The organism is Bartonella sp. AA18HLJMS (assembly GCF_042197245.1).
GTDB lineage: Bacteria > Pseudomonadota > Alphaproteobacteria > Rhizobiales > Rhizobiaceae > Bartonella.
Genome location: NZ_JBHIRP010000005.1, coordinates 93,829 through 119,361 on the forward strand (window position 1 = coordinate 93,829; position 25,533 = coordinate 119,361).

General features: G+C 36.5%; 23 protein-coding genes and 1 tRNA gene. 16 read left to right on the forward strand and 8 right to left on the reverse strand.

The window, feature by feature from the left end; genetic code table 11:
* Positions 1 to 11 precede the first annotated feature (11 nt).
* Positions 12 to 299, reverse strand: coding sequence for an Asp-tRNA(Asn)/Glu-tRNA(Gln) amidotransferase subunit GatC (gene gatC, locus ACFINW_RS04655; RefSeq protein ID WP_375621275.1), 288 nt, complete (start codon positions 297 to 299; stop codon positions 12 to 14).
* A gap of 148 nt (positions 300 to 447) precedes the next feature.
* Here gatC and ruvX point away from each other — a divergent pair, with 148 nt between their 5' ends.
* Positions 448 to 927 (forward strand): Holliday junction resolvase RuvX, encoded by a 480-nt coding sequence (gene ruvX, locus ACFINW_RS04660; RefSeq protein WP_375673837.1) that lies wholly within the window; start codon positions 448 to 450, stop codon positions 925 to 927.
* Here the strand turns inward: ruvX and ACFINW_RS04665 are convergent.
* A complete protein-coding gene (locus tag ACFINW_RS04665; protein WP_375621277.1) occupies positions 912 to 2,531 on the reverse strand; it encodes an acyl-CoA dehydrogenase family protein in 1,620 nt (539 codons plus the stop codon). The two genes, ruvX and ACFINW_RS04665, sit on opposite strands and share 16 nt — an antisense overlap.
* 125 nt (positions 2,532 to 2,656) lie before the next feature.
* Here ACFINW_RS04665 and ACFINW_RS04670 point away from each other — a divergent pair, with 125 nt between their 5' ends.
* Genes ACFINW_RS04670 through dprA form a run of 4 tightly spaced genes read left to right on the forward strand, consistent with a single transcriptional unit; the run spans position 2,657 to position 6,753 of the window.
* On the forward strand, positions 2,657 to 3,622 hold the full coding sequence (locus ACFINW_RS04670; protein WP_375621278.1) for an aspartate carbamoyltransferase catalytic subunit: 966 nt from the start codon (positions 2,657 to 2,659) through the stop codon (positions 3,620 to 3,622).
* Positions 3,619 to 4,920, forward strand: a complete 1,302-nt coding sequence (locus ACFINW_RS04675) for a dihydroorotase (RefSeq protein ID WP_375629874.1) — start codon at positions 3,619 to 3,621, stop codon at positions 4,918 to 4,920. Before ACFINW_RS04670 ends, ACFINW_RS04675 begins: the two co-directional genes overlap by 4 nt.
* A gap of 11 nt (positions 4,921 to 4,931) precedes the next feature.
* Positions 4,932 to 5,564: a glycerol-3-phosphate 1-O-acyltransferase PlsY gene (gene plsY, locus ACFINW_RS04680; protein WP_375673838.1), complete on the forward strand. Its 633-nt coding sequence runs from the start codon at positions 4,932 to 4,934 to the stop codon at positions 5,562 to 5,564.
* Complete coding sequence (gene dprA / locus ACFINW_RS04685; RefSeq protein ID WP_375673840.1) at positions 5,521 to 6,753, forward strand: DNA-processing protein DprA; 1,233 nt, start codon at positions 5,521 to 5,523, stop codon at positions 6,751 to 6,753. Before plsY ends, dprA begins: the two co-directional genes overlap by 44 nt.
* Here the strand turns inward: dprA and ACFINW_RS04690 are convergent.
* Positions 6,683 to 6,889 carry a hypothetical protein gene (locus ACFINW_RS04690; protein ID WP_005773510.1) on the reverse strand — a complete coding sequence of 69 codons (207 nt, stop codon included), beginning with the start codon at positions 6,887 to 6,889 and terminating at the stop codon, positions 6,683 to 6,685. The two genes, dprA and ACFINW_RS04690, sit on opposite strands and share 71 nt — an antisense overlap.
* A gap of 264 nt (positions 6,890 to 7,153) precedes the next feature.
* Here ACFINW_RS04690 and topA point away from each other — a divergent pair, with 264 nt between their 5' ends.
* The 7 genes from topA to ACFINW_RS04725 all read left to right on the forward strand — a co-directional run bounded on the left by topA (position 7,154) and on the right by ACFINW_RS04725 (position 15,770).
* Positions 7,154 to 9,727 carry a type I DNA topoisomerase gene (gene topA / locus ACFINW_RS04695; RefSeq protein ID WP_375640805.1) on the forward strand — a complete coding sequence of 858 codons (2,574 nt, stop codon included), beginning with the start codon at positions 7,154 to 7,156 and terminating at the stop codon, positions 9,725 to 9,727.
* Positions 9,728 to 9,730: 3 nt separating this feature from the next.
* The gene (rnr, locus tag ACFINW_RS04700; protein ID WP_375640806.1) at positions 9,731 to 12,001 is read left to right on the forward strand and encodes a ribonuclease R; all 2,271 of its coding nucleotides are present in this window, start codon (positions 9,731 to 9,733) and stop codon (positions 11,999 to 12,001) included.
* A 276-nt stretch (positions 12,002 to 12,277) separates the two neighbouring features.
* Positions 12,278 to 13,450, forward strand: coding sequence for an MFS transporter (locus tag ACFINW_RS04705; RefSeq protein WP_375640807.1), 1,173 nt, complete (start codon positions 12,278 to 12,280; stop codon positions 13,448 to 13,450).
* Positions 13,451 to 13,552: 102 nt separating this feature from the next.
* Entirely contained in the window at positions 13,553 to 13,720 is a 168-nt protein-coding gene (gene rpmG, locus ACFINW_RS04710) for a 50S ribosomal protein L33 (RefSeq protein WP_004864083.1), read from the forward strand.
* A gap of 315 nt (positions 13,721 to 14,035) precedes the next feature.
* Positions 14,036 to 14,599, forward strand: coding sequence for a thermonuclease family protein (locus ACFINW_RS04715; RefSeq protein WP_375640808.1), 564 nt, complete (start codon positions 14,036 to 14,038; stop codon positions 14,597 to 14,599).
* A gap of 28 nt (positions 14,600 to 14,627) precedes the next feature.
* Positions 14,628 to 15,257 (forward strand): uracil-DNA glycosylase family protein, encoded by a 630-nt coding sequence (locus ACFINW_RS04720; RefSeq protein WP_375640809.1) that lies wholly within the window; start codon positions 14,628 to 14,630, stop codon positions 15,255 to 15,257.
* A 21-nt stretch (positions 15,258 to 15,278) separates the two neighbouring features.
* Positions 15,279 to 15,770 carry an Lrp/AsnC family transcriptional regulator gene (locus ACFINW_RS04725; RefSeq protein ID WP_375608344.1) on the forward strand — a complete coding sequence of 164 codons (492 nt, stop codon included), beginning with the start codon at positions 15,279 to 15,281 and terminating at the stop codon, positions 15,768 to 15,770.
* Between the two features lie 48 nt (positions 15,771 to 15,818).
* Here the strand turns inward: ACFINW_RS04725 and cobT are convergent, their stop codons facing one another.
* From cobT to glpD, 3 genes are all read right to left on the reverse strand, one after another.
* On the reverse strand, positions 15,819 to 16,805 hold the full coding sequence (gene cobT / locus ACFINW_RS04730; protein ID WP_375640810.1) for a nicotinate-nucleotide--dimethylbenzimidazole phosphoribosyltransferase: 987 nt from the start codon (positions 16,803 to 16,805) through the stop codon (positions 15,819 to 15,821).
* Positions 16,806 to 17,197: 392 nt separating this feature from the next.
* Positions 17,198 to 18,178 carry a tRNA dihydrouridine(20/20a) synthase DusA gene (dusA, locus tag ACFINW_RS04735; RefSeq protein ID WP_375621285.1) on the reverse strand — a complete coding sequence of 327 codons (981 nt, stop codon included), beginning with the start codon at positions 18,176 to 18,178 and terminating at the stop codon, positions 17,198 to 17,200.
* A 702-nt stretch (positions 18,179 to 18,880) separates the two neighbouring features.
* On the reverse strand, positions 18,881 to 20,410 hold the full coding sequence (gene glpD, locus ACFINW_RS04740) for a glycerol-3-phosphate dehydrogenase (RefSeq protein ID WP_375621286.1): 1,530 nt from the start codon (positions 20,408 to 20,410) through the stop codon (positions 18,881 to 18,883).
* Between the two features lie 345 nt (positions 20,411 to 20,755).
* Here glpD and ACFINW_RS04745 point away from each other — a divergent pair, with 345 nt between their 5' ends.
* From ACFINW_RS04745 to ACFINW_RS04760, 4 genes are all read left to right on the forward strand, one after another.
* Entirely contained in the window at positions 20,756 to 21,628 is an 873-nt protein-coding gene (locus ACFINW_RS04745) for a DsbA family protein (RefSeq protein ID WP_375621287.1), read from the forward strand.
* A 241-nt stretch (positions 21,629 to 21,869) separates the two neighbouring features.
* A complete protein-coding gene (gene accB, locus ACFINW_RS04750) occupies positions 21,870 to 22,367 on the forward strand; it encodes an acetyl-CoA carboxylase biotin carboxyl carrier protein (protein ID WP_273787930.1) in 498 nt (165 codons plus the stop codon).
* 14 nt (positions 22,368 to 22,381) lie between these two features.
* The gene (gene accC / locus ACFINW_RS04755) at positions 22,382 to 23,740 is read left to right on the forward strand and encodes an acetyl-CoA carboxylase biotin carboxylase subunit (RefSeq protein WP_375613402.1); all 1,359 of its coding nucleotides are present in this window, start codon (positions 22,382 to 22,384) and stop codon (positions 23,738 to 23,740) included.
* A gap of 195 nt (positions 23,741 to 23,935) precedes the next feature.
* A tRNA-Thr gene (locus ACFINW_RS04760) sits at positions 23,936 to 24,011 on the forward strand.
* Positions 24,012 to 24,111: 100 nt separating this feature from the next.
* Here the strand turns inward: ACFINW_RS04760 and ACFINW_RS04765 are convergent.
* A complete protein-coding gene (locus tag ACFINW_RS04765; RefSeq protein WP_375641349.1) occupies positions 24,112 to 24,480 on the reverse strand; it encodes an XRE family transcriptional regulator in 369 nt (122 codons plus the stop codon).
* A 122-nt stretch (positions 24,481 to 24,602) separates the two neighbouring features.
* On the reverse strand, positions 24,603 to 25,331 hold the full coding sequence (locus ACFINW_RS04770) for a DNA adenine methylase (RefSeq protein ID WP_375673843.1): 729 nt from the start codon (positions 25,329 to 25,331) through the stop codon (positions 24,603 to 24,605).
* Positions 25,332 to 25,533 lie beyond the last annotated feature (202 nt).

The window sequence follows — 25,533 nt, forward strand, 5'->3', positions numbered from 1 at the left end:
AATATAAAAAGTTACTCAACAATTTTTGAGACAAGAAAAAAATTCTCTTCTGTAACAGGGGCATTGGCTACAATATCTTCTGCTTTATCGCCATCTGTAACAGTATCTTCACGCATTCGTAGAGTCATCGGCATCACAGATGTTAATGGCTCAACTCCACTGACATCAACTTCATTCAATTGCTCTACAAAACCTAAAATAGCATTGAATTTTTTTGTCACAGGTTCTATCTCATCATCGTGGAGGGCAATCCTTGCTAAATGTGCTATCCGCTTGACTGTCTCTTGATCAACAGACATACTCTTTACGCCTTTCTGCTTTTTTGTTTATTTATTTGATCTTTATTCTGGCTATACAAGGCTGCACTTGTAAGTGCAAGAATATTAGATAACATGAATAAAGAATATAACTATAGATCTGAAACATTAAAAAACGTATTATACCTTTATGACTGTTATTAATATAGATGAAGTTATAAAACATCTTTTGCCTAGACAAACAATAGCAGGCTTAGATTTAGGGACAAAAACTATCGGAATTGCGATTTCTGATAGGGGGCTGACTGTCTCAAATCCGCGTCCTGTACTACAGCGAAAAAAATTTACAGAAGATGCTTACAGACTTATTAAAATTTTTGACCGTGAAAATGTAGGCGTTATTATCATTGGCTTACCTCTTAACATGAATGGAAGCAGTGGCTCTCGTGTTCAAGCAACCAGAGCTTTTGTGAGTAATATGAAAGCTTATACAAAAATTCCATTTGTTTTTTGGGACGAACGTTTATCAACAATTGCTGCGGAACGGTCTCTTTTAGAAATGAATGTATCGCGCGCTAAAAGAGCAGGCCGTATTGATTCAGCAGCCGCCGCTTTTATATTGCAAGGTGCTCTCAATAGAATTCAAAACTTTCATCATATGGAAGGATAGAGAACATTGAGCAAATGCCCTGCATTATATCGTGCAATGAGCATCCCGTAAGAAGATCTCCATTGTCCCCCAAGGCGGCTTTCCATATAGGCATTCGCAACATGTTCTATGTCTGTAGAACGTAATGCTGCTGCTGCTGCTGCATAAGCTACTTGTTCAACAAAAAATCTTCCTGCACCTTCATTTGCTGATGCCATATCACCTGCTGACTTAATAATTTCAATTGCTCGGGGTCCTGCTGGTCCAATATCAAGAGCAATTTTTTCCAACAATTTCTGAAACAATCCCGGTGCTTTTTCAGCAATAAGAATGGCATCCTTTACCAATTGATTAGCAGAACTATTTCTCACAATTCGCGCAGGCCCATTATGCAACATTTGTGATAATGGATTATTCTCTATAAAACTTTCAATACCAAGTTGTGCGATAATTTCACCAATAATAGGCACAACCAATTGACTTACATGATAAGCAATAATAGGTGTCATAATGCGGGCAAAAGCTGCTTCAGAACGGTCATTTGCTGCATTGTCAAATGCTCTCGCTAAACGTAAAACCAATGCTTGTGAGGCAGCTATATCTAATGCAATATCTGCAAAAATACGTTCTGTCAGTGGAGGTAAAGGCTGATTGGGCATTTTTTTCCGGAAAAAATCCATACCAAATTGAAGAGCCGCTCGTAAAACACCTGCCGATATGACAGATTGATCGAAACGCATCATCGTCTCGATATCTTTAATAACTTTAAGCCCTTCTCCAGCATTTCCCAAAAGCCAGCCATAACTACCTTGGAAGTCGACAACCCCCTCTGGTGTTAAAAGTTCTCCAGAACGCTGAATTAAATGACGAATCGATATAGATCCATTTAATGCGCCATTTTCTTGTATGCGTGGAATAAAAAAACAACTTAAATGACCATCTAAATCTGCACTAACAAGATATCCGTCAGCGGTAGGATTAATAACGTTGGTTTTTACAACATTTAAACGATATAGATCACGTTCCATACTTTCATCGAAAGAAATTTTCTTAACACTTGGAAAATTGAAAGCGTATTTTTCAATATCGTCAAATGCACAAGTTAGAGAAGCAGCCTTTTTATGATGAATAGGTTTTGATGAGGAATCATATTGGCGTGATAAAAGTACATTTTGCCATTTTTTGAAGAGCTCGATATCACTAATTAAAACAGCAATAGCTGCACTCGTTATGATAACTTCATTCAAATGTCCTGTTTCTAAACCAGCAGATAAAGCTAAACGAATCGCACGCGCTTGATAGCGTACTCCATTTTCTGAGCTCGTATTTTCCCAAAGCGAGGTAACCAAACCTGCTTGTCTAGAATATTGTTGAAGAGCTTGATAGGAAGAATGGATCTCTAATCTTTCTGTTGGTTGCCCCCATTCATCATTATAGCATAGTAAAGGCTTATAATGATTCGCTAAGCAAGAAAGTTTCCATGCTTCTCGACTCGCGGCAAAATCCCCTATTTCTTCAAAACTTGCTAACAAAAACTTAGGCAAAGTAGAAGCAATACGAAACATAAGCGTATCGCTAAGAAATGTATTTTTTCGACGAGTATTTTGCGCAGATACAGCACTCATAGGTATATTCCTACATTCAAATCATTCATATCATAGACTATTTGTCTTTTTAGAGTTAAGAAACATTTATCATATTCAAACAAATGCTTGTTTAACCTGTTTAGAGAGAGATAAAGAAGAATGCTATGATGCAAGATAATTTTTTCCCACTTTTCCCTCATCAACATCTTTTAGCTATTAAAGATCTGAGTGTACAAGATCTTAATACATTGCTTGATCGTGCAGAAGCAAATATTATCCTTTCTAACAAAATTGATAAAATAAAATCTACTTTGCATGGACGGACTCAAATTAATCTCTTTTTTGAAGCCTCTACGCGAACACAATCTTCTTTTGAATTAGCGGGTAAAAGGCTAGGTGCACACGTGATGAGTCTTGCGATCGGCAACTCATCTGTAAAAAAGGGAGAAACATTACTTGATACTGCTACAACTCTCAATGCGATGAAGCCCGATATACTGGTTTTTCGCCATAACAGTGCAGGAGCGGCAGCTTTATTAGCGCAAAAAGTTGATTGTTGTGTTATTAATGCGGGTGATGGTGCCCACGAACATCCAACCCAAGCTTTATTAGATGCTCTAACCATTAAAAGGGCAAAAGGTCGTATTGAAGGATTAACTGTTGCGATTTGCGGAGATATCTTACACTCGCGTGTTGCCCGTTCCAATATCCTGTGTCTCAATGCTTTGGGTGCTCGTGTTCGTGCTGTTGCTCCCTCAACACTCTTACCCGCAGAAATTGCTCATATGAGTGTTGAGGTTTTTAACACGATGAAAGAAGGTCTTAAAAATGCTGACGTTATCATGATGTTGCGCTTACAGCATGAACGGATGACAGGCTCTTTTATTCCTTCTACGCGTGAATATTTCCATTATTTTGGCTTACATAAAGAAAATTTAGCCTATGCCAAAAATGATTCTATTATTCTGCACCCTGGACCAATAAACCGTGGTGTAGAGATTGCATCCGATATAGCAGATGGACCACAAAGTATGATTCAGACACAAGTAGAAATGGGAATTGCAGTGCGTATGGCTGTCATGGAGGCTTTATTAGATTCACGCACAAAGATCAGTGGAGAAAAAAAATGATAAAACCAATTGTTTTTCAGAATGCTCGTATTATTGATCCTTCGCGCGCAATCGATGAAATTGGTACAGTTATTGTTAAAAATGGACGAATTATAGCCGCTGGAAAAGAAGCTCTGAATCAGGGATTCCCTGAAGAAGCAGAAGTTATTAACGCACAAAACAAAGCAATTCTCCCTGGACTTGTTGATGCGCGCGTTTTTGTTGAAGAATTAGGAAATGAACATTGTGAAACAATTACATCAGCAAGTTACGCGGCCGCAACAGGTGGTATTACTTCCTTTCTTATGATGCCAAACACGCATCCAGTTATTGATAATGTAGCACTCGTTAAATTTATTACGCATACAGCACAGGAAATGTCATTGGTCAATATTTATCCCGTTGCTTCAATCACACAAGGTTTCAACGGACAAGAAATAACCGAATTTGGTTTGCTCAAAGATGCAGGAGCCGTTGCTTTTAGTGAAGGAAAAAAAACACTTCAAAATTCATCTGTTATACGGCGTGCAATGACTTATGCACGTGATTTTGATGTTCCATTGATACATGAAACGCAAGATAAAGATCTTACAGGGCAAGGTGTGATGAATGAAGGACTGCTTGCCAGTTGGCTTGGTCTTTCTGGCATCCCTCGCGAAGCAGAAGTTATTCCACTTGAAAGAGATCTGCGATTAGCAGTATTAACGCAAACACGTTATCACGCCGCTCAAATATCAACAGCACTCTCTGTTGATGCACTCCGTTTAGGTAAAAAACGCAGTGAGAAGATTTCAGCGGGTGTATCTATTAATCATTTATCTTTCAATGAAAATGACATTGGACAATATCGCACCTCTTTTCGCTTAATGCCCCCATTGCGTACAGAAGAAGACCGTATAGCAATGATTGAAGCAATAAAGGATGGGACTATAGATGTTATTGTCTCTTCTCATGATCCTCAGAGTATCGACAAAAAACATTTACCATTTAATGACGCGGCAGTTGGCGCTATTGGTATGGAGACCTTATTGAGTGCAGCTTTACGCCTTTATCATGATGAGAGCCTATCTCTTCTACGGATAACGGAACTTTTGTCAACGGCGCCTGCAAAGCTCTTTGGACTCAATGCAGGAACACTCAAAAAAGGGGCTCATGCAGACCTTATTGTGGTTGATCTTGAAGAACCATGGATTGTTTCGAAAGAGAAGCTCTATTCACGTTCAAAAAATACCCCTTTTGAGAATGCACGTTTTCAAGGACGCGTGATCCAGACTTTTGTGAAAGGGAAAAACGTTTTTAAACTTGATCAACAAACTTAATGAGATTCTTAATGAATGAAGCAGAAATATTTTTTCAATCCACTCCATGGTTTATTTTCCTCGTATCTTATCTCATTGGCTCGATTCCATTTGGGCTTCTTTTTACGAAATTGTTCAAAATTGGTGATATAAGAACAATCGGTTCCGGCAATATTGGAGCAACAAATGTTTTACGAACAGGAAATAAAAAGCTTGCTGCTCTAACACTTCTTTGTGATATGTTGAAAGGAACTATCGTTGTTTTCGTTATAAAGTTTTTTAGTGATCCGCTAGACAATAGTATCCTTGTTTCTCTAGCAGGCTTTTTTGTTTTCTTAGGACATCTTTTCCCCGTATGGCTTAAATTTAAAGGTGGCAAAGGTGTTGCTACCTATCTAGGGGTCTGCTTAGGGACCTACTGGTCCGCAGCAATTATTTTTATTATTGTATGGAGTGCGATTTTTCTCCTCACACGCTATTCTTCATTATCCGCACTCGTTGCTGTTACGATCACGCCGATATTTGTTTTTTATTTTTCCGATTCTTATTTCTGTTGTATGCTGATTGCGATGAGCATATTTGTGTTCATAAAACATTATACAAATATCGGTAGATTATTAATTGGGGAAGAAAGTAAGATTGGTACGCAAAGCGGAGATAAATAAAGGAATCCTACTTACTGATCATCAACGTCTAAGCTGGTTACGGTTATTGCGCAGTGAAAATATTGGAGCTGTTAGTTTTCGCAATCTCATTGATCATTATAAAACAGCAGAAAATGCTCTGGCAGCACTGCCAGAGCTTAGTAGAAAAGGTGGTGGTTCTGTATCTATTAAAATAGCAAGCTTAGAAGATGCAGAAAAAGAAATGCAAGAAGCTGAAAGATTAGGTGTCCGGTTTATCGGTATGGGAGAACCAGATTATCCAGCTTTTCTTAAGGTTACAGAAGCCCCTCCGCCGCTTATTGCTATCAAAGGTAATGTTTCAATTTTTCAAAAAACTTCTATTGGAATTATAGGTTCTCGAAATGCTTCAGCTGCGGGAAAAAAGCTTACGGCTCAATTTGGGCGTTTTCTCGGAGAAGCAGACTTTGTAATAATTTCTGGGCTCGCTCGTGGAATTGATAGCGTTGCGCATCAAGCAAGTTTAAAAACAGGAACTGTTGCAGTCATGGCGGGAGGAATTGATCATATCTATCCTCCTGAAAATAAAAAGTTGCATGAAGATATTATTGCTAACGGTGGAGCCATCATCAGCGAAATGCCCATTTCTTGGAAGCCGCGTGCTATCGATTTTCCAAGAAGAAACCGTATTATTGCAGCTCTATCACTTGGTCTCTTGGTTGTAGAGGCAGCCCTGCGCTCAGGGTCCTTAATTACCGCACGTCAAGCAGCTGAAATGGGACGGCTAATTTTTGCCATTCCCGGTTCTCCACTTGATCCAAGATCTGTTGGTACAAACAATCTTATCAAAGACGGGGCTCTACTCACCACACATCCTTCTGACATTATAGAAACACTTACGCCATTAATTTCACCGCTTCCAAATTCGCAACTCAATTTTTTTGAGGAACCATCCTCTTTACAACTTGAAAAGGAGAATTTTAATTTAGCAGATGAAAAAAACAGCGATCTCTCTTTAGCAGATGATGATGCAGCACGTGCAGCAGTTCTCTCCGCTCTTTCAACAACGCCAATCGATTTAGACACACTCAGTATCCACTCAGGTGTTTCACTCCCAGCTCTCTACCTCTTGTTGGTAGAACTCGACCTTGCTGGAAAGCTTATTCGACACTCTGGTGGTTGTGTGTCATTGTCGAATCTTGATCTTCCCCAAGAGCCTCAGCACTATTAATAATGCTTTGCCCTTCTTTGGCAACCATATCCAAAAGCAATGCTAAAAGCGGACTGTGCGCCTGACGTGCCATCTGATTCATTTGCTTTGACATGTCTGTAATATATTGGATAACTTTTAAATGATTTATAAACATAATCCTCTATCCTTGAGCATTTCCCCTCCTACCTCTCAATAGACGTTATCTTAGTATTTCGCCGTATGTTTTTGTAATAACAGTGGAAAATAAATCGTGTAATTCTATATAGGGTGTACTCTAATAATGACAATCATAAGTTGTACAATATTCATGTTTTTTATATGGCTAATATTTTTTTATGTGCTCTTAAGCAATTGGCATTAGCTATTCGCGTAAAAGGCGTTTATAAAAAAATTTTTATTTCAATATTTGGGTAAAATTATGAATATCGTTATCGTTGAATCTCCAGCAAAAGCAAAAACAATTAATAAATATCTTGGGTCTCAATACAAAGTTGTCGCATCATTTGGACATGTTCGTGATTTGCCTGCAAAAGATGGTTCTGTTTTACCGGATCAAGATTTTTCTATGAAATGGGATATAGATTCTGCTGCCGCTAAACGTTTAAATGAAATAGCAAAAGCCGTTAAAGAAGCCGATAGCCTTATATTAGCAACAGACCCTGATCGTGAAGGGGAAGCTATTTCATGGCATATTCTGGATGTTCTCCGTCAAAAAAAAGTTTTAAAAGATAAACCTATTAAAAGAGTTGTCTTCAATGCCATCACCAAAAAGTCTGTGCTTGATGCTATGAACAATCCACGTGATATTGATACATCACTTGTAGATGCTTATCTTGCACGTCGCGCTCTTGATTATCTCGTTGGTTTTACACTTTCACCTGTTTTATGGCGTAAACTCCCTGGTGCGCGTTCAGCAGGACGGGTTCAATCGGTTGCTTTGCGTATTATTTGTGATCGTGAATCAGAAATAGAACATTTTATCAAAGAAGATTATTGGTCCATTACAACACAGTTAAAAACCATCCGAAATGATAGTTTCCAAGCAAGATTGACAATGTTTAATCAAAGAAAAATAGGCAAGCTTGATATTCAATCTCAAGAACAAGCAGACCAAATTCGCTTTATGCTGGAGAAAGCTCAATATCATACACTCAGTGTTGAAGCAAAACCTACAAAGAGAAATCCTTTTCCTCCATTTACAACCTCTACACTACAACAAGCAGCTTCTTCAAAACTAGGTTTTTCAGCTTCTCGCACTATGCAAATTGCCCAAAAGCTTTATGAAGGCATTGAAATTAATGGTGAAACGGCAGGGCTTATTACTTATATGCGTACCGATGGTGTGCAGATAGCACCAGAGGCTATTGATTCAGCAAGAAAAGTTATTCATGAAACTTTCGGAAAAGACTATATTCCTGAAAAGCCACGTTTTTATTCAACAAAGGCAAAAAATGCACAGGAAGCACATGAAGCGATCCGCCCAACAGATTTTCAACGCAATCCTAGTCAAGTCCGTAATTTTCTCGATAGCGATCAAGCAAAGCTCTATGATCTGATATGGAAGCGTGCCATTGCCAGCCAAATGCGCTCTGCTGAAATTGAACGTACAACTGTTGAAATTGAAGCACAGACAGGAGAAAACTGTGCAAATCTACGGGCAACAGGATCTGTTATTCGCTTTGATGGCTTTATTTCCGTCTACACGGATCAACGAGACGAAGAAAATAATGAAGAAAATGAAACAACACGTTTACCACAAATAAACACTGGTGAAGCACTTACAAAAGAAAAAGTTGAATCTGTACAACATACCACAGAGCCCCCTCCCCGTTATTCTGAAGCCTCCTTAATTAAAAAGCTTGAAGAATTAGGAATTGGTCGTCCTTCAACTTATGCCTCCACATTGGCGACATTGTGTGATCGTGGATATATTATCATTGATAAGCGAAAACTTATTCCTGATGCTAAGGGGCGTATTGTTACAGCCTTTCTTGAAAATTTCTTTAATCGCTATGTAGAATATAGTTTTACAGCAGATCTTGAAGAAAAACTGGATCTTATCTCTGATGGCAAACTTTCTTGGAAAGATGTATTACGCGATTTTTGGGATGGATTTAATGCCTCTATTAGCAATATCCAAGAACTCCGTATCACCAATGTCCTTGATATTTTAAATGTAACATTAGCACCTCTTGCTTTTCCTGAACGCGAAGATGGAAGTGATGTGCGTTCCTGCCCTCTTTGTAAAAATGGTCAATTATCATTAAAACTCGGCCGTTATGGCGCTTTTGTTGGCTGTTCCAATTATCCTGAATGCAAATACACACGCCAACTTGGTACAGATACAAAAGAAGATAATGAAGTTGCGCACAATGACGAACCTGTTATACTTGGGATTGATCCTGAAACAGGAAAAGATATCTCTCTTCGCAATGGCCGTTTTGGTCCCTATATTCAACGAGGTGAAAGCAAAGAAGTTAAGCGCGCAGGACTACCAAAAGAATGGCAGGCAGAAAACATAACCCTCGAAAAGGCCTTGGCTTTACTATCCCTTCCCCGTGAAATTGGCCTTCATCCTGAAACTGGCAAAATGATTACCGCGACAATTGGACGATATGGTCCCTACCTTAGTCATAATGGAAAATCTGCACGCCTTCTTCATGCAGATGAAGTTTTTGATATTGGTATTAATCGCGCTGTTACAGTATTGGCAGAACAACAAGAAAATAAAACCAAGCAAAGCAGAGCAACATCTGCAGCATTGGCAACATTAGGAGAGCATCCAGAAGGCGGAACAGTCACCGTACGCAATGGACGTTACGGTCCTTATGTCAATTGGGGTAAAATTAATGCAACATTGCCAAAAGAGAAAGATCCCATTAGTGTAACACTTCCAGAGGCATTAGAACTTATATTGGCCAAAGAATCGAGCAAAAAGACAACTTCAAAAAGAGCTTCTTCCAAGACAAAAGCAAAGACAAAAGAGACATAAATTTTGGCTAAAGATGAAAAAAACGTAAAATATCTCTCCTCATTCAAGGGAGAAAAATTGCCCAATAAGGAAGAAATTATTTCCTTTATTAATGAGAATCCTGATCGATCAAATAAACGAGAAATAGCCAAAGCTTTTAACTTAAAAGGTAATTCTCGTATCTGGCTTAAAGATATATTACGTGCGTTAAAGGATCAAAATCTTATATCTAAACAGCGCAAAAGAGAAATAAACAAAGGAAAATTGCCTCCTGTTGCTTTAGTAAAAATTAGTGAACGTGATAAAGATGGCGGTTTTATTGCACAACCTCTTGAATGGGAAGATACGCCAAAGCCCAATATTGAAATACACTCTTTTCATCACATAAAGGGAGGGAGTGTTGGCGTTGGAGATCATGTTCTTGTAAAAGTTTTTCGAAATAAAAATTCTCAAAATCCCCCATATAGGGGGCGAATTATTCGTAAAATTGAACTATCCCCAAAGAGCGCATTTGGTATTGTACGAAAGTTGGAAAATAATCAATGGCGCCTTGATCCTATAGATCGCAAAACCAATGAGCTCATAGTTGAAATGTCTCCAGACATGAAGATTGAAACGGGTGATCTTGTTGAAGTTGAAATAAAAAAAAATACTGGTTATGGACTAAAAAGTGCACAAGTAAAAAATGTCTTAGGACATATTAAGAGTGAAAAAACACTCTCCATGATTGCTCTTCTCTCAAAAGGAATTCCTTATATTTTTCCTGAAAGCGTTCTTGAGCAAGTTAAACATATCAAAGCTGCCAAGATGGATAACCGCGAAGATTGGCGACAATTACCATTTATTACGATCGATCCACCAGATGCCAAAGACCATGATGATGCAGTTTATGCAACCAAGGATAAGGATCCAGCAAATAATGATGGTTGGATTATTATTGTAGCCATTGCAGATGTTTCTTATTATATCAAAACAGGAAGCGCTTTAGATAAAGAAGCATTGAAACGTGGAAATTCTGTTTATTTTCCCGATACCGTTGTGCCAATGTTACCTGAACGCCTTTCTCATGATTTATGTTCTCTGCATGAAGGAAAAGAAAGACCAGCTTTAGCCGTTCGTATGATTTTTGATGCAAACGGTAATAAACGAAAACATAGTTTTCATCGTACTATGATTCGTGTAAGAGCCAAACTTTCTTATCAAGAAGTACAATTGGCAATTGAAGGTAATATAAATGAAAAAATAGCCCCTCTTTTTGAGAGCATTTTGCACCCCTTATGGGAAGCCTATGCATGCCTTAAAACTGCGCGAAATTGTCGCCAACCACTAGAATTAGAAATTGCAGAAAAAAAGATTATTCTTGATCAAAATGGATCTATCCAAGATGTTGTGAGTGAAGAACATCTAGAAGCCCATCGTTTGATTGAAGAGTTTATGATACAAGCCAATATTGCAGCTTCTGAAACATTAAAACAACATCACCAGCCGCTCATTTATCGTATTCATGAAAAACCTTCTCTTGCTAAGCAAGAAATACTTCGGAGCTTTCTTCAAAGTTTAGGGATATCACTCTCTAAAAGTGCAGAACTAACATCAGCACGTCTTAATAGAATTTTAGAAAAGGTCGCTCATACTGAACAACAAGAACTGATCAATCAAGTTATTTTGCGTTCACAATCACAGGCAGAATACAACCCTAAAAACAGTGGCCATTTTGGTTTGAATTTGCAGAACTATACGCATTTTACATCACCAATTCGCCGTTATGCTGACCTCATTATTCATCGAGCACTCATTAAAGCTCTCAAATTAGGAAATGATCAATTAACAGATACACAAGAACAAAATCTTGCAGAAATTGCTACGCAAGTTTCTTTATACGAACGCCGTGCAATGATGGCTGAAAGAGAAACGATTGATCGGCTTGTTGCTCACTATTTAATGAATAAAATCGGTCGTATTTTTACAGGTCGCATTTCCGGAGTTACAAAAGCAGGTCTTTTTATCTCACTTGATAAACTCAATACAGATGGTTTTGTCCATATTTCTACACTTAAAAATGATTATTATCATTTTGATGAAGCACAACATGTTCTTGTAGGACAGCGTAGCCATAAAGGCTATCAGCTCAGTGATGTTGTAGAAGTAAAACTTATAACGGTACAACCTTTTGCTGGCGCTTTATGCTTTGAACTGTTAACAAAACCTCGTCCAATAAAATTTTCACCGACATCCTACCATAAAAACAAATTAAAAAAACAAAAGTATACTCTTTATGGGAAAAGAAAAAATTAAGCTTCTTTCCCTCAATTACATAGAATATGAATAATAAATTCAATTTAAGAAATGACTTATATTATATAATATTTATATTATTTTATATATACAATCTTATTTCTTTAGTATACAAGAGGATAAATTTTATTATTAAGTCTATAATAACCATATAAAAATCTTGCAGTTTTTTATACTTAGGAAATGAGAGAAACTGCAAAGGATAGTTTTGGCTCCCTTTCATTTCAGCTCATCTTTTCATTGTTTAAATAAACAAGAGTACCTTAAGCCATTCTCATGAAAAAAAAACCTTTTGACTCTCAAAATAATTCTTTGCGTGCAATTATTGCCGCTATTGCAACCATTGGCACTGTTGGAACAGCATTGGCAATGGGAACACAACTTGTCTCTCTTCTTATGGCAGAGAAAGGACTTTCCAACAGTACAATCGGCTATAGTGGAACAGTTGGTGGAATCGCCATAATTATTGCAGCTATTTTTACGTCTCGAATTGCCTTATGCTTAGGAATCGCTCAAACAATATTGCTTATGATGGCGATAGGATCTTTAAGTTTTTTAGGATTCTATTTTTTTGATCCCATATGGGTTTGGTTTATTTTAAAGTTTATATTACATTTCAGCATGACAGTTATGTTTATCCTGTCAGAGTTTTGGATCAACAGTTATGCTCCCCCCAAAAAACGCGGTTTTATCCTTTCTATTTATGCTATTGTCTTAGGATTAGGGTTTATAATAGGTCTAACGCTGCTAGCAAAAGTGGGAACACAAGGATTTATTCCTTTTGCTGTTGGATATAGCCTTATTATACTTGCTACTATACCAATTCTTACCGCTTGGAAATTAAGTCCAGAATTTCAAAAAAATCAATATATGCCATTTTTTCGTTATCTTTTTCACGTTCCAAGTGCAATGATGGCGGTCCTTGTTTACGGGGCCATTCAAATGGGCGTATTAACTCTTATAATACCCTTTAGTTTATCCATTGGTTATAATGAGAATGAAGCAGCACATTTTATGGCAACCCTTGCACTTGGGAATATTTTCCTCTTAATTCCTATCAGCATTATAAGCGACTACGCCAAAGATCGACGCTACCCGCTGATGAGTTGCGCTATTTTAGGTTTTATAGGAACTTTTATAGTACCATGGATTCTTCAATATCCATGGATTCTGATGCTTGATTTGTTTTTTCTGGGTGGTGTATCAGCGAGCCTTTATACAATTAGTCTTGCACATTTAGGAGCCCGTCTCAAGGGGCAAGAGCTTGCTGCTGCTAATTCTGCTTTTATTTTTTGTTATGGAATTGGTATGCTCATCGGACCGACCTTTATCGGAAAATCCATGGATATCTTTAAACCCTTTGGTTTTTCAATAGCTATGGCTGTTTTTTTCGGTTTATATGTCATTTTCGTGTTTGTCCAACTTATGAGAAAATTAATCAGCTCTTGACTTTTTTGAGAACATCCGTAGTGTTGCCGGAAAATCTGATGATGTCGGAAATAAGTTTTGACAGCAATAATATTTTTTCAGTATAAATAGGGTACTTACATTATGGCTAAAGCAGCAACCATTAAGATCAAGCTTTTATCAACTGCGGATACTGGTTTTTTCTATGTAACAAAGAAAAACAGCCGTACAATGACAGATAAAATGAGCAAGCGTAAATATGATCCAGTTGTAAAAAAACACGTTGAATTTAAAGAAACAAAAATTAAATAAATAAAATTATCATTGAATTGATAGATTTTATATTCCAAAAGAAATGTGGGAGTATTGCTCTTCAAATTTATTTTTTGAGGGGTGTTTTTTATTTCCTTAAGTTTAAAAAGTTTACTTTAAACTTTGTATGTTTTGTACGGATTTGGATAAGTTGATTTATTATTTAAGTTGCTTACATATATTCTGTATGAGTATTTGATTATTGTGATATCTAATGAAAATTTTGTCATTAAAACGAAACATTGTTTCGTCATATGAATAAAGTTTCTCGATACTAAAATAGAGTTATAATAATGTTAGCAGTTTCTTTATTTCATGAAAAAATCTTTTTCTCATTTTAATCTAAGAAGCTTTAATCTAAAAGTTATCGGTTTCAGTATTTTTGTTGCTGCTAGCATTCTTATCATTATGTCAACTTATTTTAAGAAAACTCAGCGGTTGCCTCAAAAAGAAAAATTTTCTTCTCAAAACTCTGTTGAAGGAAATGCATTAATCATTGATGGCGATACCATTATGATTTCTTCAATTAAGATTCGACTAGCTGGAATTGATGCTCCTGAACTCCACCAATTTTGTGGAAAAAAGGAAGCGCGCTACCCTTGTGGGCTTGAGGCAAAAAAATATTTAGAAAAACTATTAAAAAATCAAACTGTTACATGTCACTGGAAAAAAACAGATAAATATCGCCGTATTCTTGCAACATGTAAAACAAAACAAGTTAGCAATATCAACGCAACACTTGTACATAATGGTTGGGCTGTAAATTATTATGAATACCCCAAAGAAGAGCAAGAAGCTAGAAAGAAAAAGAAAGGAATATGGGCATCAAGTTTTCAACGACCAAAAGAATGGCGCAAAGCAAATCCTCGCACAGAATAAAAAAAATATTTTTTAATTTTATTTACTAATGAAACAATGTAGCCCAATTATCAAACTTGAAAAAGAGATCTATTCCTGTCGTGTTTGCGTCCAACAACCCCATTATTTTCCTCCTCTTCCTCATGAACCAAACCCTGTCGTTTATTTATCCGATACTGCTTCGATTGCAATTGCAGGCCAAGCACCAGGGTTGCGTGTCCATGAAACTTCTATCCCTTTTAATGATCGCTCTGGCGAAAAATTGCGTAATTGGCTAGGTGTCACGAAAGAAGAATTTTATAATAAATCTCTCTTTGCTATTGTTCCTATGGGATTTTGTTTTCCAGGTTATGATAAAAATAAAGCTGATTTACCACCAAGACGTGAATGTCGAGAAATATGGCATGAAAAGATATTTCAGGCAATGCCTCAAATAAAGCTTGTTCTTGCTATTGGCAGTTATGCGCAAAAGTGGCACATTACAGAATTAAAACATAAAACCGTTTCTGCAACTGTTGGTGATTGGAGAAATATTCTTTCCATTCCTCAACCTCGAGGCTATAATGTTATGCCTTTGCCTCATCCGTCATGGCGAAATACTTTTTGGTTACAGAAAAACCCATGGTTTAACGATGAGCTTATTGTATATCTGCGTCGTTTAGTGCGTAAATTTTTATAAATTAAAATATTGAGAAAAAATATGGATCGTCTTGACCGAAAAATTTTACATCTTTTGCAAGAAAATGCGACACTTTCTGTTGCTGATATTGCTAAAAAAGTGGGACTTTCGACCACTCCTTGCTGGCGTAGAATTCAAAAACTTGAAGAAGATGGCGTCATTCAGCGTCGTGTTGCTGTTCTTTCTCCAGAAAAAGTAAACGCACACGTCACTGTTTTTGTGTCTATTCGCACAAATACACATAGTCATGAATGGTTTAAGCGTTTTTCAAAAATTGTGCAAGAATTCCGTGAAGTCATTGAATTTTATCGAATGAGTGGAGATATTGACTATTTATTGCGTGTTGTTGTGCCCAACATTGAAGCTTATGATCTTTTTTATAAAAAATTAATTTCTAAAATTGACATCCGTGATGTCTCTTCTTCTTTCGCAATGGAACAGATTAAATATACAACAGAACTTCCACTTAATTATATTAAATTACACGACAAGACGCATGAACAAAGCTCTTAAGATTTTTTATATCCGTCTTATGATCTTTTAGGCATTCAAACTTTCTTGTTAAAAAACCACCATTTGTGCATGTGTTAAAACAGCAGCTTTGACAATACCAGCTGCCATAGCTGCTCCTGTTCCTTCACCAAGACGCATCCCTAAATCTAGAAGTGGTTCTTTGCCAATTTTTTTTAAAAGTTTACGATGAGCTGTCTCAGAAGAAACATGTCCAACAAGGGTATGATCAAGAGCTTTTGGATGCATTTTATAAAGAACCGCTGCAGCTACTGTTGCCACAAAACCATCTAAAATAACGGGTATTTTTTCTATTCTTGCTGCTAAAATAGCACCAACCATAGCAGCAATCTCACGTCCTCCTAAGCGACGCATTATCTCAAAAGGATCATTAAAATAATCCTTATGCAAAGAAATGGCTGTCTTAACCGCTGCAATTTTACGCTGATAAAAATCGCCTTCTGATTCCATACCATTTCCTGTCCATTCTTCCACTTCCCCTCCAAACAATGCTAAGCATAAAGCTGAAGCTATTGTTGTGTTTCCAATTCCCATTTCTCCAATACATAAAAGATCTGTCCCACCCGCAATGGATTCCATTCCAAATGCCATTGTAGCAGCCGCACTCCGCTCATCCATTGCGGCATCCTTCGTAATATTCATTGTTGGATATTCCAATGCTAAATCAAAAATTTTTAATCCAAGATCATAAGCAATACAAATTTGATTGATAGCAGCTCTACCAGATGCAAAATTTTCTACCATTTTTTGTGTCATAGATTGTGGAAATGGTGTAATATTCTCCTCTACAATACCATGGTTTCCAGAAAAAATAGCAACCAAAGGTCGCGTTACGATAGGTTTTTCTGTACCCCTCCACCCCGCATACCAAACAGCAATATCTCCTAGTTTTCCCAATGTTCCTTGCTCTTTTGTTAAGTTTTTTTGCCGTTTTTTTGCCAAAATTATAGAAAACTCATCAGCAACAGGTAAATTTGTAAGCAAAGCACGAAAATCATCAAATGGACTAGCGATCATAAGGATACCTTTTAAAATCTACAATGTTTATGAAAATCACGTCATATATACAGGATATAAATAATTTATTGTTTTTTTAACAGTGCTTTAAAAAAGTTAAATACTATGAAGGCAATAATTTCTATATTCTATTTTCTACCCCAATAACAAACGTGCAAGATTCAAAATGTTATTAATATCTTATGACTACCTTTACAGTGATACCCTTAAGTTATTTTTTATTTAATAAGTATAATCAGCATGCCGTTTAATATATAAATTCTAACATTCTTATTCATAATAAAAGTTATAAACTTTCAAAAACTTATAAAATTAAAAGGATCAAAATTATCGCAAAGAAATCAAAACGCAAAGGATCTCAACTCTAATATATGTTAATTGTCTGACTGTTATTAAATGAGAGCATAAAAAGCTTCTTTTAAAGTACATATATCTGCGTTTGGTTTTGTCGCATCATTTGATAGTATTTGCCGCCATCGACGTGCCCCACCCCGCCCATGAAATAAACCAATCATGTGACGCGTCACATGAGAAAGCCGCCCCCCCGATGCAATATGTCGAGCCGCATAATCACACATAACCTCAATAAGATCACTCTCACTTAGACTATTCTGCGACTCACCATAGAGTTCAAAATCAATATGTTTTAACAAAGTTGGATCATGATAAACTTGGCGACCAACCATGACAGCATCACAGAAAGTTAAGTGTTCTTTGATCTCATCAATCGATTTAATTCCACCATTTATCCCAATGAATTTATGAGGATATTGACGTTTTAATTTGTAAACCCTTTCATAATTAAGGGGCGGAATATTGCGATTTTCTTTCGGACTCAATCCTTGTAGCCATGCCTTGCGTGCATGTATCCAAAGCGCATCACATCCAGCATTCCAAACCTGATTAGCCAAAAGATCTAACGCTAACTCTTCATCTTGTTCGTCCACTCCAATCCGACATTTGACAGTTACAGGTATAGTAACCTCTCGTTTTATTGCTTCTACGGCATTTGCCACAATGTCTGGATGTAGCATCAAACAAGCTCCAAAGACACCTGCTTGAACACGATTTGATGGGCAACCAACATTGAGATTTATTTCGTTGTAGCCAAAATCCTCAGCAATTCGTGCAGCTTCTGCTAACTTTTTCGGATCTGCGCCCCCTAATTGTAATGCAACTGGACATTCTTTGTCGCTAAAAGCCAACAATTGTTCGCGAACACCATGAATGACAGCATCTGCTACCATCATTTCCGTATAAAGGAGAGCTTTTTTCGTTAAAAGACGATAAAAAAATCTGCAATGTCGGTCTGTCCAGTCCAACATTGGTGCTACTGCAAATTTTATAGGCGATGGAAGGTTGTAAAATATCATGAGGGTATTACTCTCATGTCCCTATAGCTCTCTCTTTATACATAAAAAAATACTTACTTTTAGTTTACGGAAAATTTTATTCTCTTATACTATCATGAGTATAATAACAGCTCATTATTTTCAATTGATATCAAGGTTTACTACAATCAATCATGCCACAACACAATATCGCATTTCTCATAGATTAGTGTTCAGGTATATAAACATGAAAAAAGAAGATTTTTACTATAATATAAAAAACTCATTTATAAGTTCTTCTTATTACGCTCTTCAAGCCTCTTCCCTTACATGATTTAGTACAGCGTTTAAGATAATAAATGCTAAACTAACACATTATAGAATTTTTCATGATCGATTTAATTTTCTTTATATTTTTTTAACTCATTGTGCAAATAAACGATACAGAAAGTAGCTTTTATCTTCTCTTAAAGAAGAAAAAAACCTTATTTCACACGAATCTAATTATAAATTATTTTTTATCAATGAGTTCTTTTTGGTAATATTCTTAGATTTCACTTTATAAGATAGACAAATTTCATCTTAAATATTCTATCTAATTTTGCCATTTTGTGATTCTTGCAAAAAAAAACTAAAATCAGGGTATAGACAACCATTGCCTTTTTAATATCTATAACTAATATCAGTATCTCTCGAAGGAAAATATTTTACAATATTGCAGATACAATCTGTAAAATGAAATGATCATAAACGTTGTTCAATCTCTTGTTGGCTTTGCATATAGGAAGAAAGAGTATCAACCTCTTGTTCATTAAATAGGAGCCCCAGTTTTGAACGACGCCATAACACATCTTCACATACTTTAGCCCATTCTTTTTCCATCAACCATTTTACTTCTACTTCATAAAGCCCATGTCCAAAATTTTTTCCTTTATTTGCCTTACCATGTGCAAAGATCACCAATGCTTCCGTACCGTAGGAGCGTGCAAGCCTGCGATGTGTAAAAGCATCTAAATCTGGCATTAAAAGAGCAATCCTATTTTCGATTGTATCTAATTTGTTATAGGGAAAATCACCCCCTGGAAGTACTGCCTTAGCCGTCCATGATGCTCCCTTTTTACCAAGCTCTTTTTCAACAAATTTCATCGCATCTTCAGCCAACTTACGATAAGTTGTAATCTTTCCACCATAAAGATTAAGTATCTTTGGTGTCGTTCCTGTTCCCATTTCTTTTAAAACATAATCGCGCGTAATTTCTTGTGCTTTTGAAGCTCCATCATCATAGAGTGGACGAACTCCAGAGTAAGACCAGACAATCGTTTCAGGCAACACTGGTTGTATGAAATATTCACTGGCTGCTGCACAAATATAATCAATTTCTGTATCAGTAATATGAACGTCAGCCGGATCTCCTTGATAATTACAATCTGTTGTTCCAAGTAAGGTAAACTCTTCTTGATACGGAATAGCAAATATAATACGCCCATCACCATTTTGAAAAATATAAGCACGATCATGAGTATAAAGCTTGGGAACTAAAATATGAGAACCTCTAACAAGCCGTACTGGTGGATGTTCTTTACAATCTAATATGCTTGCTAAAACATGATCAATCCAAGGACCTGTCATATTCGCGACATAAGAAGCTGTGACACTATATTCTTTGCTACTTAACTTGTCTTGAAGAAAGATACGCCATTTATTGTCTTCTTTTTTTAAAGAGAGAACTTCTGTTCGTACTTTTATATCAGCTCCCCACTTTTCTGCATCACGAGCATTGCCAATAACTAAACGCGCATCATCTACTCTTGCATCAGAATATTCAAAACCTCTCTGATATTCTTTCTTCAGTGTAGAGCAAAATTTTTGTGAAAAATTAATCGTTTTACTGCGCCACAATTTCTGATTCCAATTCCCTAAATAATCATAAATAAAAAGTCCAAAACGCAACATCCAAGCAGGGCGCAATTCTTTATGATAAGGAAGGAGAAAACGCAAAGGACGCACAATATGTGGAGCCATACGTAAAATAATCTCGCGTTCTTTCAATGCTTCACGAACAAGTTTGAACTCATAGTGTTCAAGATAACGAAGCCCACCATGAATAAGCTTTGTTGACGCACTTGAGGTCCCAGATGCAAGATCGTTCATTTCAGCCAATCCCACTTTAAATCCGCGTCCTGCTGCATCTCTTGCCAATCCACAGCCGTTTATCCCTCCTCCAATGATAAACAGATCATAATGTGTTGTGGTTTTCATAATTTCACTTTTCATTATTTAATTTTGTTTCTCAGTACTCAATAAAGCAACAGGAAAAAATAATACAAATGTTCTTCATTGTATTATCAACGTACTTTTTCCTAAAATAAACACGCACAAAAAGCTTTTGATACCCTTATACATCAAAACAACATTTGACAAATTAAAGAGAATTTTTTTATCTTTTACAAAACATAATCCTTACCAAGCCAAGGTTTATCATATGAAATCTTTTTAGAGAAAAATTGATGTTTTTTCTCATTCTTAAAGATACACTATAACTAAATGCTTCATTGCACATAGATAGCGCTTTTCATATAGTTCACTCAATGACACCCTAAAAAATGTGAAGGTATACAAATGAATTATCACTCTCAAAACTCGAAAATAACACTTTTTTCAAAAATTTTAGTCATAGTTATGTCGAGTATTTTAATCTTTTTACCTTCTTTATCAAACGCAACATCACACTCAAAAACAGCAAATGATTTAAGCTTAGAAAAGCTTAAATCACAACTTTTGGAAGATTCTAGCTTTTTATCTAAGCTTAAAGAAAAAATGATACCACATACTGATTCTCATCATATTCAACAAATCGTCAGAGAGTATCTTCTTACTCATCCAGAAATTATGATTGAAATGCAGCTTATTCTTCAAGATAAGCTGGAAAAACAGAATGAATACGAAAACCAAAAACAAACTTCTGTCATTCATTCATTAGAAAAAGAGATTTTTCATTCTCCTCATGACGCTGTTTTGGGAAACCCAAATGGTAAAAGAGTGCTTGTCAATTTTTTTGATTACAACTGTGGTTATTGTAAAATTTCCTATTCAAATATAGAAGACTTGATAAAAGAATATCCAGATTTAAAGGTTATTATCAAGGACTTACCAATTTTAAGCTCTGATTCTATGGCAGCCCATACTGTTGCCTACGCATTTCGAAAACAATTTCCAGAGAAATATCCTCAGTTTCACAAAACGCTTTTAATGTATCAGGGTCGTGCAAATGAAGCTAAAGCTATTAAAGTAGCTGTTTCATTAGGAGCAGATGAAAAAAAACTACATAATGCAATAAAAGATCCCACTCTGCAAAACGCTTTTAAAGAAAACATTCAAATTGCCTCTGCACTTCATATTACGGGAACACCTTCTTACATCATTGGTGATAAAATATTCATCGGCGCAGCCAGACAAGATATTCTAAAACAAGCGATAGATAATACACAGTGAATACCTGATCCGTTTTAGGAAGAATACTGTAAATGAGGTAATTTTATGCTTTCTCTTTTTTGATAACAGGCTTATAAGTGCAATTTTACGTAAAGCAGATACGAGTTTAAATTGCAAACTATAATGATTTAAAGGAAATAAAAATCTTTAAAGCCTCAAAAGATCTCATCCCTAATCTAGAGATATTCGGTCATAAAATGAGATAATGACGATCTTCATTGATCAAGGAGTTAGAAATAAAATGGCAACAAAAAAAATGGATTCGGCAAAAACCGCAATTGATACGAAAATTATTCGTGATCTTGCTGAAATTTTGAATGATACCAATTTAACGAACATTGAAGTTGAACAAGGGGAGCTTCGTATTTGTGTCTCACGCCAAAATACCTTAACTTCTTCTGAGCAAGCAATCTATGCTCCTGTTTCTACTCCTACTTTTTCTGTAACATCTTCTCCGGTCCCAACAACTGAATCTCCCATACAATCTATCCAAGAAGATAAATCCAAAAACACAATAACCTCTCCAATGGTTGGAACAGCTTATCTTGCACCTTCACCAGGTGCACAACCTTTTGTAGAAGTAGGACAAAATGTTTCTGAAGGAGAGACATTACTTATTATTGAAGCCATGAAAACAATGAATCAAATTTCATCACCACGCTCAGGCACGGTAACCACTGTTCTTGTCAAAGATGGCCAACCTGTTGAATTTGGTGAACCACTTATTATTGTTGAATAAAGCGAGGGGCAACCATGATTCGAAAAATCCTCATTGCTAATCGAGGAGAAATTGCTCTTCGCGTTTTACGTGCATGTAAAGAACTTGGCATAAAAACCGTAGCTGTTCACTCTACCGCTGATGCAGATGCAATGCATGTTCGTCTTGCTGACGAAAGTGTTTGTATTGGCCCTCCTCCCGCTCGTGATTCTTATTTGAGTATTCAGCAAATTATTGCTGCTTGTGAAATTACAGGAGCGGATGCTGTTCATCCAGGTTATGGCTTTCTTTCTGAAAATGCAAAATTTGCAGATGTTCTAGAAGCCCATGATATTACATTCATCGGTCCAACAGCTACTCATATCCGCATCATGGGCGATAAAATCGAAGCAAAGAAAACCGCCAAAAAACTTGGTATTCCTGTAGTTCCAGGTTCAGATGGAGCAGTCACTGAAGAATCAGATGCTTTACGCACTGCTCGTGAAATTGGTTATCCAGTTATTATAAAAGCTTCTGCCGGTGGTGGCGGACGTGGTATGAAAGTCGTTCATTCTGAACAAGAATTTTCTATAGCTCTCAAAACAACGCGTTCAGAAGCGAAAGCTGCTTTTGGTGATGACGCTGTTTACATAGAAAAATATTTAGAAAAACCTCGTCATATTGAAATTCAAGTCATAGGTGATGGTGCGGGAAATGCTATTCATTTAGGAGAACGCGATTGTTCACTTCAACGACGGCATCAAAAAGTATGGGAAGAAGCTACGTCACCTGCACTTAATGAAACTGAACGGAAAAAAATTGGAAATATTGTTGCAAATGCCTGTGCTCAACTTGGATATCGTGGAGCTGGTACTATTGAATTTCTTTATGAAAATGGCGAATTTTATTTTATTGAAATGAATACACGTTTACAAGTCGAGCATCCTGTAACTGAAGCAATTACAGGTATAGATTTAGTCCACGAACAAATCCATATTGCATCAGGCTGTAAACTTTCGGTAACACAAGATGAAGTCTGTTTTTCTGGTCATGCCATTGAATGCCGTATTAATGCAGAAGATCCCATTAACTTTACGCCATCACCTGGAACCATTACACATTTTCATACACCTGGAGGTTTAGGGATTCGTGTTGATTCAGGCGCTTATTCAGGTTATCGTATCCCTCCTTACTATGATAGCATGATTGGAAAGCTAATTGTTCATGGACGTACCCGTTTAGAATGTATGATGCGTTTACGGCGTGCTTTAGATGAATTTGTCGTCGATGGGATAAAAACTACACTACCTCTTTTTCGCGATCTTATTAATAATCAAGATGTTGCTGATGGTAATTATAATATTCACTGGCTAGAAAATTACCTTGCTCATCAATCAAAGTCTTCAGATTCGTAATTCGATAGCAAAACGGTGCATTCTTATAAAAGACTCTATAAGATATCAACATAAGGATAGTTCCAACCTTGCTGTAAAAAGTGGAAAAAGGAAATAAATTGGTTATTTTTTATATAGTTTTCTTTTAATATGCATAAAATTTAATAATTTTCTGTTTTCCTTTTTGTTAGTTTGTGCTAACCCCTACATGGTTACGCCCTTATAGCTCAGTTGGTAGAGCACCTGATTTGTAATCAGGGGGTCGGGAGTTCGAGTCTCTCTGGGGGCACCATGCTCTTTTTTATCCAAAATAATTTATTGATTTTCCATATATTTTTTACAGTGAGGGACGCGTAAATAAAAGTTAGGGAATAGGATTTTTCAACCTATCTCTATAGGACGCCTCTTTTTTTGCAAACTTTCTCAAGAAGGTCTTTTAATTCTGCTAAGTTTTGTTGTGAAAAATTCTCTAAATTTCTAACAAACTCACCAACAGCTTCACGCCTCAACGGATCAGAAGTCTTGATTGTAAAACTTTTGCGACAAGCATAAGCTGCTTTCCTTAAGAGTAAAGCCTTCTCTTTATCTAAACCATAAAGCTCTATGATCTTTTCCTCCAGTCCTACAGGAACAGATTTTTTGCCAATCTCGACAGAAGATAAAAATGCTACAGATATGTCTAATTTCTTAGCCATATCTAAGAGGCGTTCGGAGTGATCAATGCGAAGTTTCCGTAAAATTTTACCAAAAGATGTAACTATATAAAAAGTCCTATTAGAGAAGAAATATTTTCTTCTGATTCTAACAAATCTTTTTATGATTTTCTTCAATTATTGCGAATCAAGAGTTCTTTTCGGGGTGGTTTTTTAGCAAAACCAGAGGTTCAAAGGGTCTCTAATTCTAAAAAGTCAAAATCCTTAAAAATCTCTCGAACCGCATCACAATCATTCAGACTCAAGACAAATTTGCCTTGTATGCTTTTGAGAACTTTTGCCATACTCACAAAATCATCTTCAACAAAATTCCCAGAGCTGTAACACTTCTTCTTTACAAGATAAGGCGGGTCTAGGTAAAATAAACTGTCGGGTGCATCAAATAGCTCGATAACCCGTTCCCACGACAAATTTAAGATTGTTGTATCAAGAAGCTTCTGTCTAACACGTCTCATCCTTGATAACAGCTTTTCGGGATTAAATGCTATAGGCTTTTTCCTTCCAAAGCTAAAAGAGACATACTCTTTTTTCCCATACATCACACAACGCTGGAGAAATAAAAAACGTGCGGCTTTTTCAACTTTGGAAAGCTCTTCTGGGTCAATCGCAGCAAGGTCAAAAAACAACTGTCTTGAACAAACAAACCACTCCAATCGTTTAGCTAAATCATCAAAATGGTTTTGAACGCATTGAAACAGATTCGTGATCTCTCCATTCAAATCATTAATCACAGAATATTTTGCTGGTTTTTTATTTAGGAAAATAACACCAGAGCCTAAAAATGGTTCAACATAGGTTTCATGTTCAATACTATTTAAAATCGGTATAATTTTCTTACGCAGATAGTGTTTACCACCCATCCACGCAAACAGTGTTTGTGTAAAACTTTCCTCTTTCATAAGCGAAGTTCATTCCCTCAAGCTTTTGCAAGCCTAATCATTTTTTCATATTTTAAGGATAAATTTAGTGAGACTAGTTCTTTGAAAACCACTGCTTTAAATGTGCAATGACATTATCTAGCGCGTCCATGAGGCGTGCAAAATCAAGAATAAGCAAAAAAAGAAAAAATGCTATCCACTTCATCAAGCGAGACATCATTTT